This window comes from Exiguobacterium sp. s129 (assembly GCF_018617585.1).
Taxonomy (GTDB): Bacteria; Bacillota; Bacilli; order Exiguobacteriales; family Exiguobacteriaceae; genus Exiguobacterium; species Exiguobacterium aestuarii_A.
Genome location: NZ_JACSKL010000005.1, coordinates 143,086 through 156,996, shown reverse-complemented (window position 1 = coordinate 156,996; position 13,911 = coordinate 143,086). Strand labels below are relative to the sequence as shown.

Genomic DNA, 13,911 nt, shown 5'->3' with positions numbered 1-13,911 from the left:
TTTTTGGATTAACCAATCAAAATCTTCTCTTTCGGATAGCGAATCTTCCGGTCGGCTTGTCGTGCGACCGTGAAGAGAATCGTCAACGATCCGACACGTCCAAGGAGCATCATGAACATGATGAACCCTTTGCCGGCAGCATTCAAATCAGCAGTAATGCCTAATGATAACCCGACCGTCCCGAACGCCGACACCGTCTCAAACAGAATGGCGCTCGCTGGAATGTGACCGTTTGTCAAAATGACGAGTGTCGTAATGATCAGGATGAAGAAGAAGCTCGAGATGGCGACAACGTATGCCTTTTTGATTTGAAACGCATCAATCGTCCGCTCCATGATCACCGTTTCTTTCTTACCCGCAATGAACGCCCACATGTCCGCGAAGATGACCGCTAGCGTTGTCACTTTAATCCCTGACCCTGTCGAAGCTGCACCGGCCCCGATATACATCAAAATTAAAATCAAGCCGATTGAGGCAGGTGCCATCGTTGCGATATCAATCGTATTAAAACCGGCCGTACGTGTCGTCACGGCTTGGAAAAACGTCACGTGTAGCGCCTCACCGATGGACCGCCCATAGAGAGAGCCTTCATTTGATACCCACTCAAACATCATGAGCACGAACCATGCTACCCCATTGATGACCAAAAGGGATAGAATCATGATTTTCGAATGGAGAGCGAGACGCTTCCACCCTCGCACTTCTGTCGCATCGGCAATCGTCGTGAACCCGAGACCCCCAATCATGATCATGAGAGCGATCGTCACGACAATCGCCGTGTTTTGTTCAAATGACATCAGACTGTCCGGAAATAACGCGAAGCCCGCATTGTTAAAGGCGGAGACTGCATGGAAAAAGCCATAGTAGAGTGCCGCACCGAAAGAATAGCTCTCTGTACTATATAGCTCGAATGTCAAAAACAGCATCCCGATAAATTGAACGATGACCGTCGTGAAGACGATATTTCGCACGAGACGAACCGTTCCACCGGGTCCGGCTAAGTTTAGCGACTCTTGTAAGAGAATCCGTTGTTTCAATCCAATTTTCTTCCCTAATACACTGAGGAGCATCAACGCGATCGTCATGAACCCGAGACCCCCGATTTGAATCAGGGCGACAATCACCATTTCCCCGAACAAGTTGAATGACGAACCGATGTCGACAGTCGACAATCCGGTCACGGTACCTGCAGAAGTCGCGATAAATAGACAATCAATCCAAGAAACTGGTTCTTCTTGAGCAAATGGCATATATAAAAGTGTTGCCCCGATAAAAATCGCAAGTAAAAATCCTCCCGCGATAAAGCGGGCAGGTTTTTCAAACACGACTCGATAAAGTACCTCGATTCGCTTCAAGCGCATCTCACGCGCTGACAGTCTATGTCGCATCACGACATCCCCTTCACTTCAGTTATTCTAAGCCTCATGTTACTCCTCGCCTTTCTAAATGCCAACAAGAAAATGTATCTCTAACGCTTTCCTCAAATTTTTGGTATTATGGGAGATAGACTTTAAGAATGTTGAGGAGGTTGAATGAAACCGTGGACCCTAGTACGGTAGATCATTCGATAGAGGATGTCTCGCGAAGGTTGGAGCGACAATCACAATGTATGCCCGCTCACCTTTATTTTCAGCTAGAAGAGTTACTCAATTGGTCACTTGAGCAAGAAGTCGTGAATCAATTGTACGCATTGTTAAAAAAATACGACGTATTAACCGATATAGAGCGTGAAGAACGAAACATCAGCATTCAAATGCTGATTGATGAAAACGGCGCTTAATCATCGGGAACGCATGTTGCGGGAGACGAGTAGCGTCTCTCGCTTTTTTTGTCCTGATTTATTTCGGAAAGGTGGAAAACAAAGACATGGATGTCGTCACGTTAGTCGGGCTCATACTCGGGTTCCTCACCCTCGTTGGTGGAATGCTATTAAAAGGAGCGGGTATCGCACCGCTGATCAACCCTGCCGCAATCGTTATTATTTTCGTCGGTACAGCCGCCGCAGTCAGTATCGCCGTCTCCAAAGAACAGCTTCAAAATGTACCGAAGTTATTTAAAATCTTGTTCAGAAAACAAGAACTCCCAAGTAAATCTGGATTGCTTACACAATTCGTCGACTTATCGACACAAGCTCGGAAAGAGGGTCTATTATCTCTTGAAACAGCACTCGAACAAGTCGAAGAACCGTTTTTACGCCAAGGCATGATGATGGTTATCGACGGTCAACCTTCTGAGTATATTGCGGAAGTCATGTCACGTGATATCGAAAACATGGAACAGCGTCATAAGGCGAACGCCGACATCTTCACCCAGGCCGGGACGTATGCGCCGACGCTCGGGGTACTCGGAGCCGTTATCGGATTGATCGCCGCACTGAAAGATTTATCAGATATTGAAAAACTCGGACACGCCATTTCGGCGGCTTTCGTCGCGACACTATTCGGGATTTTCACCGGATACGTGCTTTGGTTCCCGTTTGCCAATAAACTGAAGCAATATTCGAAGAGCGAAGTCATCATCAAAGAAATGATGATTGAAGGGATTTTATCGATTCAAAGCGGTGAATCTCCAAAAACGTTAGAAGATAAGCTGTCTGTGTATTTGTCTCCAAAGGAGCGAGCTGACTATGAAACGCAAAAAGAAGCATGATCATGAAGAACATATTCCAGAAGGTTGGCTCATTCCTTATGCCGACTTATTGACGCTCTTACTCGCCCTCTTCATCGTATTGTTCGCATCGAGTAACATCGACCAAACGAAGCTCGAGAAAATGTCGCGCTCGTTCAACCAAGTATTCTCTGGGGGCGTCAGTGTCTTCCAAGCTTCGACCGCCTCAAACAGCGACATCAGTCGGACGGATAAAACGAATACGACCGCCAATCCGCGCACGTACGAACTCGCTCAGCTCGATGAGTTAAAAGAAGATGTGAACCAATATATTAAGAAGAATGGATTAGAGAGCCAAATTAAAGCGACGATTAACTCAAGTGGTCTCGTCTTAACGATTCAAGATCGCGCCCTCTTCAACTTAGGAGAAGCGACACTTGATGCTGATGCTCAAAATGTGGCTCAAAACATCAGTCAAATCTTAGAGAAGGCTGGAAAGCGAGAAATTGTCGTCTCTGGTCATACGGATAACATCCCCATCAACACGACCCGCTTCCCATCGAACTGGGAGCTCAGTTCAGCACGTGCGACGGCATTCATGCGTGGATTATTAACGAATGATGCATTGAACCCGGCTCAGTTTACACTCGCAAGTTACGGGGAATTCAAACCAATCGCCACGAACGATACAGAAGAAGGTCGTTCGAAAAACCGACGCGTCGAAGTGTTGATTAAACCGCTCGTCGACTTATCGGAGGGCGAACCGAAAATGATTGAAACAATCACCTTACCGAACTAAAATCACCCACTCAAACGAGTGGGTGATTTGTGTTATTGCGTCAATTTGAAGTAACGTCTCGCAAGTTCTGTGAGCGGACTTTCAAACAAGCGTTTCCGCCAGTAGAGATCCGTCACTTTCTTCACCGCTTCACTGCGCGATGGATAAGGGTAAATCATGCGTGACAACTTGCCGATCTTATCGCCGCGTTGCATTGCATAGACGACGATTTGCATCCAGTCGCCAGCTGATTCACCAACCGCATGTGCCCCGATAATCTTTCCATTTTTCTTCGTGATGACTTTGACAAAGCCCGCCTCTTGGCGTTCGGCGATGAAACGGTCCACTTCCGACAGTTTCGCTTCATATGTCTCGATGTCATCCCCGTAACGCTCACGCGCTTCTTTCTCCGTCATCCCAACGTGAAATACTTCGGGATCTGTGAACGTGATCCACGGTAGCTTACTGTAATCTACCTTGTTCCATAGTCCAAACAGTGCGTTTGCGACAACCGCTTTCCCTTCTTCGCCAGCCGCGTGTGTGAACGGTAACGTCTTGATCGTATCGCCAATCGCAAAGATATGCGGTTGTGACGTCCGATACGAAGAAGAGACATCGATGTATCCTTTCGTCACTTGAACGTTTGCACGATCGAGACGAAGCGCGTCGATGCGTGGCACACGCCCTGTCGCCATGAGCAGTTTATCTGCTTCATATTCGACTGTCTCGCCGTCCACCTCTGTCGTGACACGAATGCGCCCGTCGACTTCATCGACCCGGTTGACCTTCACGCCGATTTTTAAGCGCATCGCCATCTCGAGTTGAGATTTTAGGTAAGTTGAGACGTCTTCGTCTTCTTTTGGCAAGAACGCATCCTGTGCCTCGAGTACCGTAACTTGCGAGCCGAGTCGAACAAACGATTGTGCTAGCTCGAGGCCGACTGTCCCGGCACCGATGACAATGAGGCTTTCCGGAAGCGTCTCTTCTTCAAAAACCGTCTCGTTCGTTAAGTATGGGACTTGATCCAATCCGTCGATTGGAGGGACTGTCGGTTTTGAGCCGGTTGAGATGACGAATTTTTTCCCAATCAATAAATCGTCCCCGACTTTCAATTCTGTCGGGCTTTGGAAAGAAGCCTCTCCGATGTACACGTCGACCCCGATCTTTTCAAAACGTTCTGTCCCATCATGGTCTTGGATAATAGCCCGCGCCTTGTCGACTCGTGCTTTCGACATTTGATAATGCTCGCCTCCGTTAAATTCCGTTCCGAGAACACGGGCCGCGCGCATCATCGCATTCGCTTCTTTCGAGGCGGCAATCAATGCTTTCGACGGGACACATCCGACGTGCAGACAGTCGCCACCTAAATGTTTGTTCTTTTCAACAAGCGCGACTTTTGCGCCTAAGTTCGCTGCTCCTGCTGCTACCGTCATCCCAGCGGCACCACCGCCGATGACAATCAACTGATAGTCCTTCATCGAATCAACCTCCGGTATCGTTCACTCACATCTTCCATCCGCTTCCGGTTCACGCCAAAGTCTGAATAGCCGACACGTGACGCAGACCGAAACTCGACTTGTTGAGTGGAATCATCAAATAGAAAATTCACATCATCTTTAAAACGCATCACTTTCGAGGTCACCACATAATGAAGGCCCTCATCTGTTTCTTTGATCAGTTCGGCCCGTGGCAATTGGTTCATTGCCATCTTGATCGCTTCAATTGATTGGCCACGACTCCCCGCATATGGGAGAGGAGACATGCGTAACTCTTCAATCGAGGTTTGCGTCGAGACGGCATTTGGACTTCCTTTTAACGGCTTCAATGACTGATTGGCCATAACAAAAACCTCCCTCATTCTACATACATCTATATATGTAGCCTGAATTCGGGAGGTTTAACCCTGTTAATGTAGTTCGCTCGGGTCGAGAGGTAATAAAACCGTCACGGTCGTCCCGTGTCCGACCTCACTCTCGATGACGAGTTTTCCTTCATGTGCCTCAATCAACTCTTTGGAGATGGCGAGTCCGAGACCGCTACTCCCTTCCGTCACATGGGCCTGATAGAACATTTCGGTGATACGCTGCAAATGCTCACGTGAGATACCAGGACCTTCATCGATGATCGAGATGAAGGCGACACGTTCTGATTGAACGAAACGAATGGTCAATGTCCCGCCATCCGGTGAAAAGCGAATCGCATTCTCAAGAATGTTCAGGAACACTTGTTTCAATCGATTCTCATCAAATAGCCCGACTGACTTTTGAGGATAACGTTCGATGAGTGTAATGCCTTTGTCTTCGAGCGACTGCTTTAATTGCAACGTCACTTTTCGCAACAAGGAGACTAAATCGAGTTCCTGACGATACAAGACCAATCGACTCTCTTCAATCTTCGTGTAATCGAGAAGCTGCTCCACAAGACCAATCATGCGCTCTGTTTCCGAATGAATGATACTCAGACCAAGCTCCGTTTCTTCAGACAATTTCTCATCGCCACCTCGAATCGTCTCCGTCCATCCTTTAATCGATGTGAGCGGTGTCCGCAGTTCATGGGAGACGCTCGAGAGAAACTCATTACGTGTCGACTGGTGCTGCTGTACTTTCGCACCTAAATACGTGAGTGTCCGAGCCAATGCCCCAAGCTCATGTTTCTCATTCGACTCCACAGCGACGTCGAAATCACCTTGAGCCATCTCATCCGCCGTTTCGATGATTTGACGAATCGGACGGACGAAACGATCAGCGATTCGAATGACCGTATAGAGCGCGAGTAACCAGATGAGGACACCAATCATGACGACGGTCATCCAAATCTCACGAATCAGCGTGTCTAGGTCTTCGAGCGGGCGTGTAAAGCTAATCGCAAACTCTGACGTATCGTTCGTCATAATCGGACTGGTGACCGATAAGTAATGCTCGTCACCGACGTCATAGTCCTGAACGACCGACTCCCCTCGTGACAGCTCTTGCAATTGTTCTTGTGAAAAAGATGCCTGCCTCGTCCGTTGACCGGTCGTCTTGACGATGGAACCGCTCTGGTCGACAATCGTCAAATCGGTTCCGGGATATCCGAATGTCCGGACGAGAACGGAAAAGGCACTCGGCGTCTCAAACCCGACTTGGGCTTGAGGATATAAATATGCACTCGTGGTCGCATGACTGAGTAACGCTTCCGACTCATACTCGTAATAGTATCGATATGTCCCGTAAGACAAGACGCTGACGAGTAAAAGCAAGACGATCGTCACGACAATCATCATGCGAATGACTAACTGTTGTTTCATGCTTCATGTCTCCGCCATTTATATCCGTGACCCCATAATGTTTCAATGTAAATCGGATGACTCGGGTCATCTTCGATTTTTTGACGCAATCGACGAATGTTGACGTCGACGGTCTTGCGGTCACCGAAGTAGTTGACGCCCCATACCGCATCGAGTAGTGCATCACGCGATAAAACAATTTCCTCGTTTTGAACGAGATGACAAATCAAGTCATACTCCGTCGGCGTCAAATCGATCGATTGACCATACTTCGTCACTTGCTTCGCCGCAAGATCAATCGCGAATGGGCCTGACTTCAACCGCTTCGAGTCTTTTCGTTTCACTTTTTCCACACGTCGCAGCAGCGCTTGAATGCGTGCCACCAATTCGCCTGGACTGAACGGCTTGGCGATATAATCGTCCGCGCCTTTTCCGAGGCCTTCGATTTTATCTTCTTCGAGCGTTCGTGCCGTCAACATGATGATCCCGACGTTTTCATCGATATCTCGAATGGCCGCACACGCCTCGAACCCGTCCATCTCTGGCATCATAACGTCTAATAAGACGACATCGAACGGTTCACGGTCAAATGCGGTGACCGCTTCTCGTCCATTCGTCGCTTCGAACACATCGAAACCGGCTCGTTTTAAATTTACAATAATGAAGCTGCGAATCGCATGCTCGTCCTCAGCTACTAAAATTCGATTCATATTTACACCTCTTCTAGAGTTCACTTCTCTACATTATAGTTACGTTTTTGCGACAAGGTTGTCAATTGACCTTAAAAAGGTTTAGGATGGAGTCATTAGATTCTGAAGGAGGACCCCCTACTACTATGAGTTACAAGATGATTGTATTGGATATGGATGATACGCTCCTCACGAGCGACCATACGATTTCCCCTAAAACAAAAGAAGCACTTCTCGATGCGCAAGAGCGCGGCTATAAAGTCGTGCTCGCGAGTGGCCGACCAACGTTTGCGATGTGGGATGCAGCCCGTGAATTGGAACTTGCGAAGTACGGTAGCTTCATCTTATCGTTCAACGGTGCATCGGTCATCAATTGCGCGACGAACGAGGAAATTTTCTCGAGTACGCTTCAACCGGACACAGTCGCCCATCTCCATGATATCAGTGAACGGGAAGGAATCGCGATTCATACGTACGTCGGTAACGAAATCGTAACCGATCGCCCGAACCCGTATACGGATATCGAAGGTGAATTGACAGGTATGTCGGTCGTTCATGTCGATAACTTTAAAGAAGCCGTGACCGCACCAGTCGTCAAATGTTTGATGCTTGCCGATGGTGACACACTTGCTCCGATCGAGACGAAGCTTCAAGAAGAGTTGGCTGGAAAATTGGCCGTCGCTCGTTCAAAACCGTTCTTCCTAGAGTTCACGGAAGCCGGTGTCACAAAAGGGACAAGCCTCGCTTTCCTAGCAGATCAACTCGGCATCGCCCAGAAAGAAGTCATCGCTTGCGGTGATGGAAACAATGACTTGACGATGATTGAATGGGCAGGTCTCGGTGTTGCGATGGGTAACGCCAATACGACAGTCAAAGGGAAAGCAGACTTCATTACGAAGTCAAACAACGAAGACGGAATTGCGCATGTCATCGAGACATACATGGCGGACGTACTCGTCACGCAATAAGCTTCTGTTTGTAGAAAGGGAGGAAGTAAGATGAATAAAGGGTTGAAACGCGCTGGAGTCGGGCTGATTGGAACAGCGGTCGCGGGAGCGGCTTATGTGTTCCTTTCACCTAAACCAGCAACACGTTTAATCAAAACTTCGTTCGCAGGGGGGAACGAAGTGGAGATGAAGGGATTCGAGGAAGTCGTTCAAAAGACGTCTGTCCGAAAAGACATCGACTACTTGTCTTCTTATGACAACGGGACGTTTGATTTGATTCGCTATGAAGGCGACCGAAAACCTGTCCCAACAATCTTTTGGGTGCATGGTGGCTCATTCGTCGGTGGTGATAAATCTGACGTCTTAAAATACGCCACCTCGATTGCGAGTAACGGCTACAACGTCGTCAGTATCAACTACGCGCTTGCGCCAGATGTAACGTATCCGACACCACTTCAGCAAATGGAAGAAGCGTATGCATTCATCGCTGAAAACAACGATCGATTCCGTCTCGATTTGGACCGCGTCTTTTTCGCGGGTGATTCGAACGGTGGACAGCTCGTTGCACAGTTTGTCGGGATTCAGTTGAATAACGACTACTCGCCTTCGGCCGAAGTCAGACAAGTTGTACCGAAATCGTCTATCCTTGGAACCATCTTATTGTCTGCACCATTCGACTTGAAACGTTCATGGCTCGAATCATCGAAATCTGTGAACCGCTTCTTGTTCAAACGCATCGGTTGGGCTTATTTCGGCACATACAACTGGGAAACACTCCCGGTCGTCGCTGAAGCTTCGCCACTCGTCAACGTACCTGCCACATTCGTTCCGACGTTTATCGCTGACGGAAACGACCATTCGTTTGAAGATCAGGCGAAAGAATTTGCAACAATTCTCTCAGGTCGAACGGATGTGACGACTGTATTTTATGACCGGAACGAACACGAACTCGGTCATAACTATTACTTCGAAATGGACCGCCCGGCGGCAAATTCGACGTATCGCCGTCTGATCACGTTCTTACGTGAAACGACGAATCAATCCGTATAAAAATAAGCGACGTTCTCTGTTCGGAGAACGTCGCTTATTTTCGTTAGCGCAACAGTTCAAACGCGCGTCCAATCAATTCATTTCGAGAAGGAGATGTATGACGAAGTGCTTCAAGTCGATCAATCAAGGCCTGCTTCAATTCCTCATTTTCTACTAACTCCAGACATTCAATGTGTAACAACCACGCATCTGGATGTTCGGATAAAATGTCTGGAACGAGACCATCAATCGATTCGCCGCGTTCACGCATGAGGTGAATGCGATTGAACATCGGGTCATCTTTCGTCCATACACGTTCATCCCGTTCGATGATCACCGGTTTTTCAATGATCGTCAATTCTTCCACCGTCGTTCCAGGGAATACCGATGGAAGTGAATCGACGCGTACTTCGAGTGAATCGAGTGAGATCGTCCGTCCTTCTAGTTGAACGGTCACACCTTCGAGCATGTCCAATGCACATGCTTGACGAAGGGTCGTTCCGTCTTCGAGGAGATCATCGCGGTCTAACGCAGATTCCGTGTCATGGACAATGAGAAGTCCGTGACGTTCTCGTTTCGTCAACTGACCACTTTGTACGACTGCGCACTCATCCCATTGGATAAGCGTATGTTCCTTCGATTCTGTCATATGGCGAACGATGCCGACACGTTCTGAACCGTCCTCGAGTCGAATCGTCGATTGACTTCCCGACGCCAATGCTTTTGTGACCGATTCAACCCCACCTTTTCGAATGGCCATTCTCCCCTCTAATTCATCTAAAACGGAAGAAAGCGTCTCAAAGTCTGGAATGACGAATAGTTCTTTTTGCATATTCGTCACGTCTTGCTTCGTCTGTAGCGCATGCTCCAAATCAAATGGATGTTTGACGACCGCATCGGTCAGACAGTGACGGCTTTCACCGACAGATGACAAGAGGCCCGCCCCGTAAATCATCGGATTCTCAAGGTCACCAATCAATCCAAATTCAACTGTCCACCAAAAGATGCGTGCGACTTGTTGTGCCTCTGAAAAACCGGTCACTTGTGCTTTCGCTTCGTGTACCGCTCGTTCTGCCGCCTCGATGTCTTGCTCGGTTGAGTTGGCGTTCTCTTTCACGATTGTCAAACGTTTCAACGCCGCGAACGAAGCATGCTCTTCTCGGTTCATGAACGCCTTCGCCCCTAGTTGACCGAAACGTTTGACGATTGCCGAGAACGTCGGGTCCATCAACATCGGCGCGTGACCTGCCGCCTCATGAATGATGTCAGGTGCTGGACTGTATAAGATATTCTCGACTTTTCGAATGTCCGTCGCGACCGGCAACATTCCGTTTCCTTGGAAATCAAAGAAAGCAACGCCTGGGATGAGTCCATCCACTGCGACCGTCGACCATCCCGCTGCCCGCATCTCATCCGTCATCTGTTCGACGTTCGGTAATCGGTCTGGTCCCATTCCCGTCCGTTTTAATCCTTCGATGTAAAACGGGTGCGCCTTTCCTTCTAACGTATGCAGATTCAAGCTTAAAACGAAACGCCAGACGGCGTGATCCGTTGGTGTGTATTCATTGTAAAACTGCGGTGAAATATGTGGGGCAAGATGTGCTGGAATCGATTGTGTCAACATGTGAAGTCCTCCTTTAAAGTCAAAAAAATCCCTATCGATTCAATCGATAGGGACGACAAAGCCGCGGTACCACCCTGGTTGCTAGAGATTATCTAGCCGCTTCATCCGATAACGGGGGACCGCTCAATCATGAGAGCTCGGGAACTGTAATTCGATTCATCTTTTGGGCGTGTTCGCAGCACCACACGCTCTCTGGGCCAGGGAAGATGTCTCTACTTCGGTTCCTTCTTCGCTTCTACTACGTATTCATTTCTCTATCTTTTATACAGTTATGCTGTTATGCATATATGCTTTTAAGCACTAAAGTGACGTCTTGTTAGTTACTGTAACAAAGGTTTTTCGATGCGTCAACAAAAAACAGTCTACGAATTTTCGTAGACTGTCAAAGACACCAATCAATCGGGGACTGTCCCCATTCGTTTAAAGCGTCATTCACTTGAGAAAACGGCTTCGATCCGAAGAATCCACGATGGGATGATAGTGGGCTCGGGTGAACGGACGTGAGCACTTTATGCTGCTCCCCAATCCATTTCATTTTCTTCTTGGCGTCATTCCCCCACAGGATGAATACAATCGGCTCTTCACGACTCCCAAGCCGCTCAATCACCGAGTCGGTGAATTGTTCCCACCCCTTCCCACGATGCGAGCCCGCCTTTCCCGCTTCGACCGTCAGCGCTGTATTCAAGAGGAGGACTCCTTGTTTCGCCCACTTTTCTAAATTCCCACTCTCCGGCATGTCACACCCGATGTCGTCCTTTAGTTCTTGAAAAATATTTCGTAACGACGGTGGGAAACGCACCCCATCCTGTACCGAAAAACTGAGACCATGCGCTTGGTTTGGTCCATGATACGGGTCTTGCCCTAAGATCACGCATTTCACGTCACTGAACTTCGTGTAAATAAACGCATTCCAAATGTCTTCACGGTTTGGATAAACGATTGTCTCTTCATACGCTTGATCGACGAATTGCTTCAACTGTTGGAAATAAGGTTGACTCATCTCGTCTTGGATGATGTCTGTCCAATCTCCAAGTAAACGACTCGATAACTGCTCTCCCATTGCATACCCCCCTTTCCCTTTGTATGATACCCAAAATGCGTGCATACAAAAAGACGAGTCAATCGACTCGTCTTTCGCATCATACCGTTACTGCGCCTGCAACTTCTTTCGCAAGTGCTTCTGCTTTCGCTTTCGCGTCTGCAACGATTTCTTCGATTTTGTCCGGGTATTGGTTCATCCCTTCAACCGCTACCGTCGTCACTTCAGACACACCGACGAACGCGAGCGCTTGGCGAAGGTATGCGTCTGCAAAGTTAAGGTCAGTTCCTGTGTAGATCCCACCTGTTCCTTGGATGTGGATCGCTTGTTTGTTTTCAAGCAATCCGACAGGACCTTGCTCCGTGTAACGGAACGTTTTACCCGCCATGAGGACGCTGTCGAGGAACATTTTCATGCGTGCCGGGAAGAAGAAGTTCCACATTGGCGTTGCGAATACATAAAGGTCCGCTTCCATGAACTTCTCGAGCATGCCGCTCATTGTGCCTACTTTTTTCGCTTCCACGTCAGTGAGTGCTTCGCCTGATGCGAATTTACCCCATGCGCTGAGCACGTCTCCATCGATTTCTTGTACATCGACATCGTAGAGTTCGATTGCTTCTACTTCGATTGATGCGTTTTCAGCCTTGAGTGTTGATACGAAAGTTTCTGCAACTTGTTTGCTGTATGAAAGTTCAGTTGGTTTCGGGTTAGCCGATACATATAATACTTTAGTCATCGTGTAATCCTCCATTTGGGTAATCTCTAATTTTTTTCAATAACAGTTAGAACTATATCATCTGTATATCTCATCGTCAATTATTTTAACTTCAAGATATTAATGAAAAAAGCAACGGGCTTTATTTGCCCGCTGCGTTATAACCGACTCGTTTCAATAACGAAATCAATTGTTCCGTCTCTTCATCGTTTAACGGTCCGTATATATCTTTAAAGATTTCGATGTGCTGTGGATAGACGACATCCATGAGCGCCTTCCCATCCTCTGTTAACGAGGCGTATGTGACGCGACGGTCGGACGGACAGGCGATTCGTTCAATCAGCCCACGCTTTTCCAACTTGTCGATCACGTATGTCACGCTACCACTCGTAATCAAAATCTGGTCCCCGATTTGTTGTAACGGGGTATCTCCTCGTTTATACAAAACGGATAAAACACCGAACTCTGTTGAATTTAACTGGTGGCGTCGTAAATCTTCTTTCACACGATCGCTGATGGCATCCATCGTTCGTGCGAGAACGACCCATGCCTTCAATTCAAGGGATTCAATCATGTCGGTTTCACCTCAATTCGTTCATCATATATCACTAGTATAGCAGGACTTATGCAGTATAAGCCGGGAAAAATACTTCGTCAAGGAACTTCTTCATTGTCGCGTATGTCGGAAACGTTTAGAATGGTAGTATTGTGATTTTAAGAAAGGGTGGACCGTATGCGTGAGTATTACGAAATTTCATTGACGATTAAACGGGAGTTTTTGCATGCTGTCATCGATTTGTTGAATCGGGAAGGCATCGCACCGGACTATGCGCTCGAAAAGGAAGGCGCGGTCTTTTTATTATTCAATCATTTACCTTGGCCAAACGTGACCCGTGAACCGCACGCCGTGGAACGTTTCTTGTTGACGTTGAAGCGATCGGATTATTTATTCGTCAAAACGAAACGTAAATCACCGGTCCCAGACCATGAACCGGTCGCCTGCATGGGCGCCCTCGTTTCTCCGTTTCATGAACATCTGCGTATCGAACTCGCAGTGGATGAGTCTGAAGCGAGTCATTTAGATATGTCCGCATTCCGTCATTATTAAACGAATGACATGTTCCAATCCCCATGAAGATCAGCCGAAAGTGCTGACGGTCATGGGGATTTTTTAGGAGTAACCGATTTCGCAGACGGGAATAAAGGACAGTATTCGAA

At 47.8% G+C, this 13,911-nt stretch carries 15 protein-coding genes and 1 other annotated feature; of the genes, 6 read left to right on the top strand and 9 right to left on the bottom strand.

Annotated features, from left to right (window positions below; genetic code table 11):
* Positions 1–8: 8 nt before the first annotated feature.
* Entirely contained in the window at positions 9–1,388 is a 1,380-nt protein-coding gene (locus KNO92_RS07900) for a TrkH family potassium uptake protein (protein ID WP_214760780.1), read from the bottom strand.
* Positions 1,389–1,588: 200 nt separating this feature from the next.
* Here KNO92_RS07900 and KNO92_RS07895 point away from each other — a divergent pair, with 200 nt between their 5' ends.
* The 3 genes from KNO92_RS07895 (at position 1,589) to KNO92_RS07885 (ending at position 3,406) form a co-directional block, all read left to right on the top strand.
* Positions 1,589–1,780 (top strand): hypothetical protein, encoded by a 192-nt coding sequence (locus KNO92_RS07895; protein ID WP_224862903.1) that lies wholly within the window; start codon positions 1,589–1,591, stop codon positions 1,778–1,780.
* An 86-nt stretch (positions 1,781–1,866) separates the two neighbouring features.
* The gene (gene motA, locus KNO92_RS07890; RefSeq protein WP_214695928.1) at positions 1,867–2,649 is read left to right on the top strand and encodes a flagellar motor stator protein MotA; all 783 of its coding nucleotides are present in this window, start codon (positions 1,867–1,869) and stop codon (positions 2,647–2,649) included.
* Positions 2,627–3,406 carry a flagellar motor protein MotB gene (locus tag KNO92_RS07885; RefSeq protein WP_214760777.1) on the top strand — a complete coding sequence of 260 codons (780 nt, stop codon included), beginning with the start codon at positions 2,627–2,629 and terminating at the stop codon, positions 3,404–3,406. The genes motA and KNO92_RS07885 overlap by 23 nt, the downstream gene beginning before the upstream one ends.
* 32 nt (positions 3,407–3,438) lie before the next feature.
* On the opposite strand, the gene KNO92_RS07880 is transcribed toward KNO92_RS07885, so the two are convergent.
* From KNO92_RS07880 to KNO92_RS07865, 4 genes are all read right to left on the bottom strand, one after another.
* On the bottom strand, positions 3,439–4,863 hold the full coding sequence (locus KNO92_RS07880; protein ID WP_214746981.1) for a dihydrolipoyl dehydrogenase family protein: 1,425 nt from the start codon (positions 4,861–4,863) through the stop codon (positions 3,439–3,441).
* Positions 4,860–5,225, bottom strand: coding sequence for a DUF1499 domain-containing protein (locus KNO92_RS07875; protein WP_214695922.1), 366 nt, complete (start codon positions 5,223–5,225; stop codon positions 4,860–4,862). The genes KNO92_RS07880 and KNO92_RS07875 overlap by 4 nt, the downstream gene beginning before the upstream one ends.
* Before the next feature lie 66 nt (positions 5,226–5,291).
* Positions 5,292–6,671, bottom strand: a complete 1,380-nt coding sequence (locus KNO92_RS07870) for a sensor histidine kinase (RefSeq protein WP_214695920.1) — start codon at positions 6,669–6,671, stop codon at positions 5,292–5,294.
* Complete coding sequence (locus KNO92_RS07865) at positions 6,668–7,360, bottom strand: response regulator transcription factor (RefSeq protein WP_026824524.1); 693 nt, start codon at positions 7,358–7,360, stop codon at positions 6,668–6,670. Before KNO92_RS07865 ends, KNO92_RS07870 begins: the two co-directional genes overlap by 4 nt.
* Before the next feature lie 125 nt (positions 7,361–7,485).
* Between KNO92_RS07865 and KNO92_RS07860 the strand changes: the two genes are divergently transcribed.
* Positions 7,486–8,307 (top strand): Cof-type HAD-IIB family hydrolase, encoded by an 822-nt coding sequence (locus KNO92_RS07860; RefSeq protein ID WP_214695912.1) that lies wholly within the window; start codon positions 7,486–7,488, stop codon positions 8,305–8,307.
* A gap of 30 nt (positions 8,308–8,337) precedes the next feature.
* A complete protein-coding gene (locus tag KNO92_RS07855; RefSeq protein WP_214760775.1) occupies positions 8,338–9,336 on the top strand; it encodes an alpha/beta hydrolase in 999 nt (332 codons plus the stop codon).
* Positions 9,337–9,379: 43 nt separating this feature from the next.
* Here the strand turns inward: KNO92_RS07855 and KNO92_RS07850 are convergent, their stop codons facing one another.
* The 4 genes from KNO92_RS07850 to KNO92_RS07835 all read right to left on the bottom strand — a co-directional run bounded on the left by KNO92_RS07850 (position 9,380) and on the right by KNO92_RS07835 (position 13,267).
* The gene (locus KNO92_RS07850; RefSeq protein WP_214760773.1) at positions 9,380–10,939 is read right to left on the bottom strand and encodes an aromatic amino acid hydroxylase; all 1,560 of its coding nucleotides are present in this window, start codon (positions 10,937–10,939) and stop codon (positions 9,380–9,382) included.
* A gap of 45 nt (positions 10,940–10,984) precedes the next feature.
* Positions 10,985–11,178 (bottom strand) — a binding site (T-box leader).
* A 143-nt stretch (positions 11,179–11,321) separates the two neighbouring features.
* On the bottom strand, positions 11,322–11,999 hold the full coding sequence (locus KNO92_RS07845) for a uracil-DNA glycosylase (RefSeq protein WP_214695906.1): 678 nt from the start codon (positions 11,997–11,999) through the stop codon (positions 11,322–11,324).
* Positions 12,000–12,078: 79 nt separating this feature from the next.
* Positions 12,079–12,714: an FMN-dependent NADH-azoreductase gene (locus tag KNO92_RS07840; protein WP_015880490.1), complete on the bottom strand. Its 636-nt coding sequence runs from the start codon at positions 12,712–12,714 to the stop codon at positions 12,079–12,081.
* Positions 12,715–12,835: 121 nt separating this feature from the next.
* Positions 12,836–13,267: a MarR family winged helix-turn-helix transcriptional regulator gene (locus tag KNO92_RS07835; protein WP_214695904.1), complete on the bottom strand. Its 432-nt coding sequence runs from the start codon at positions 13,265–13,267 to the stop codon at positions 12,836–12,838.
* A 159-nt stretch (positions 13,268–13,426) separates the two neighbouring features.
* On the opposite strand from KNO92_RS07835, the gene KNO92_RS07830 reads away from it, so the two are divergent.
* Complete coding sequence (locus KNO92_RS07830) at positions 13,427–13,801, top strand: hypothetical protein (RefSeq protein ID WP_074034233.1); 375 nt, start codon at positions 13,427–13,429, stop codon at positions 13,799–13,801.
* Positions 13,802–13,911 lie beyond the last annotated feature (110 nt).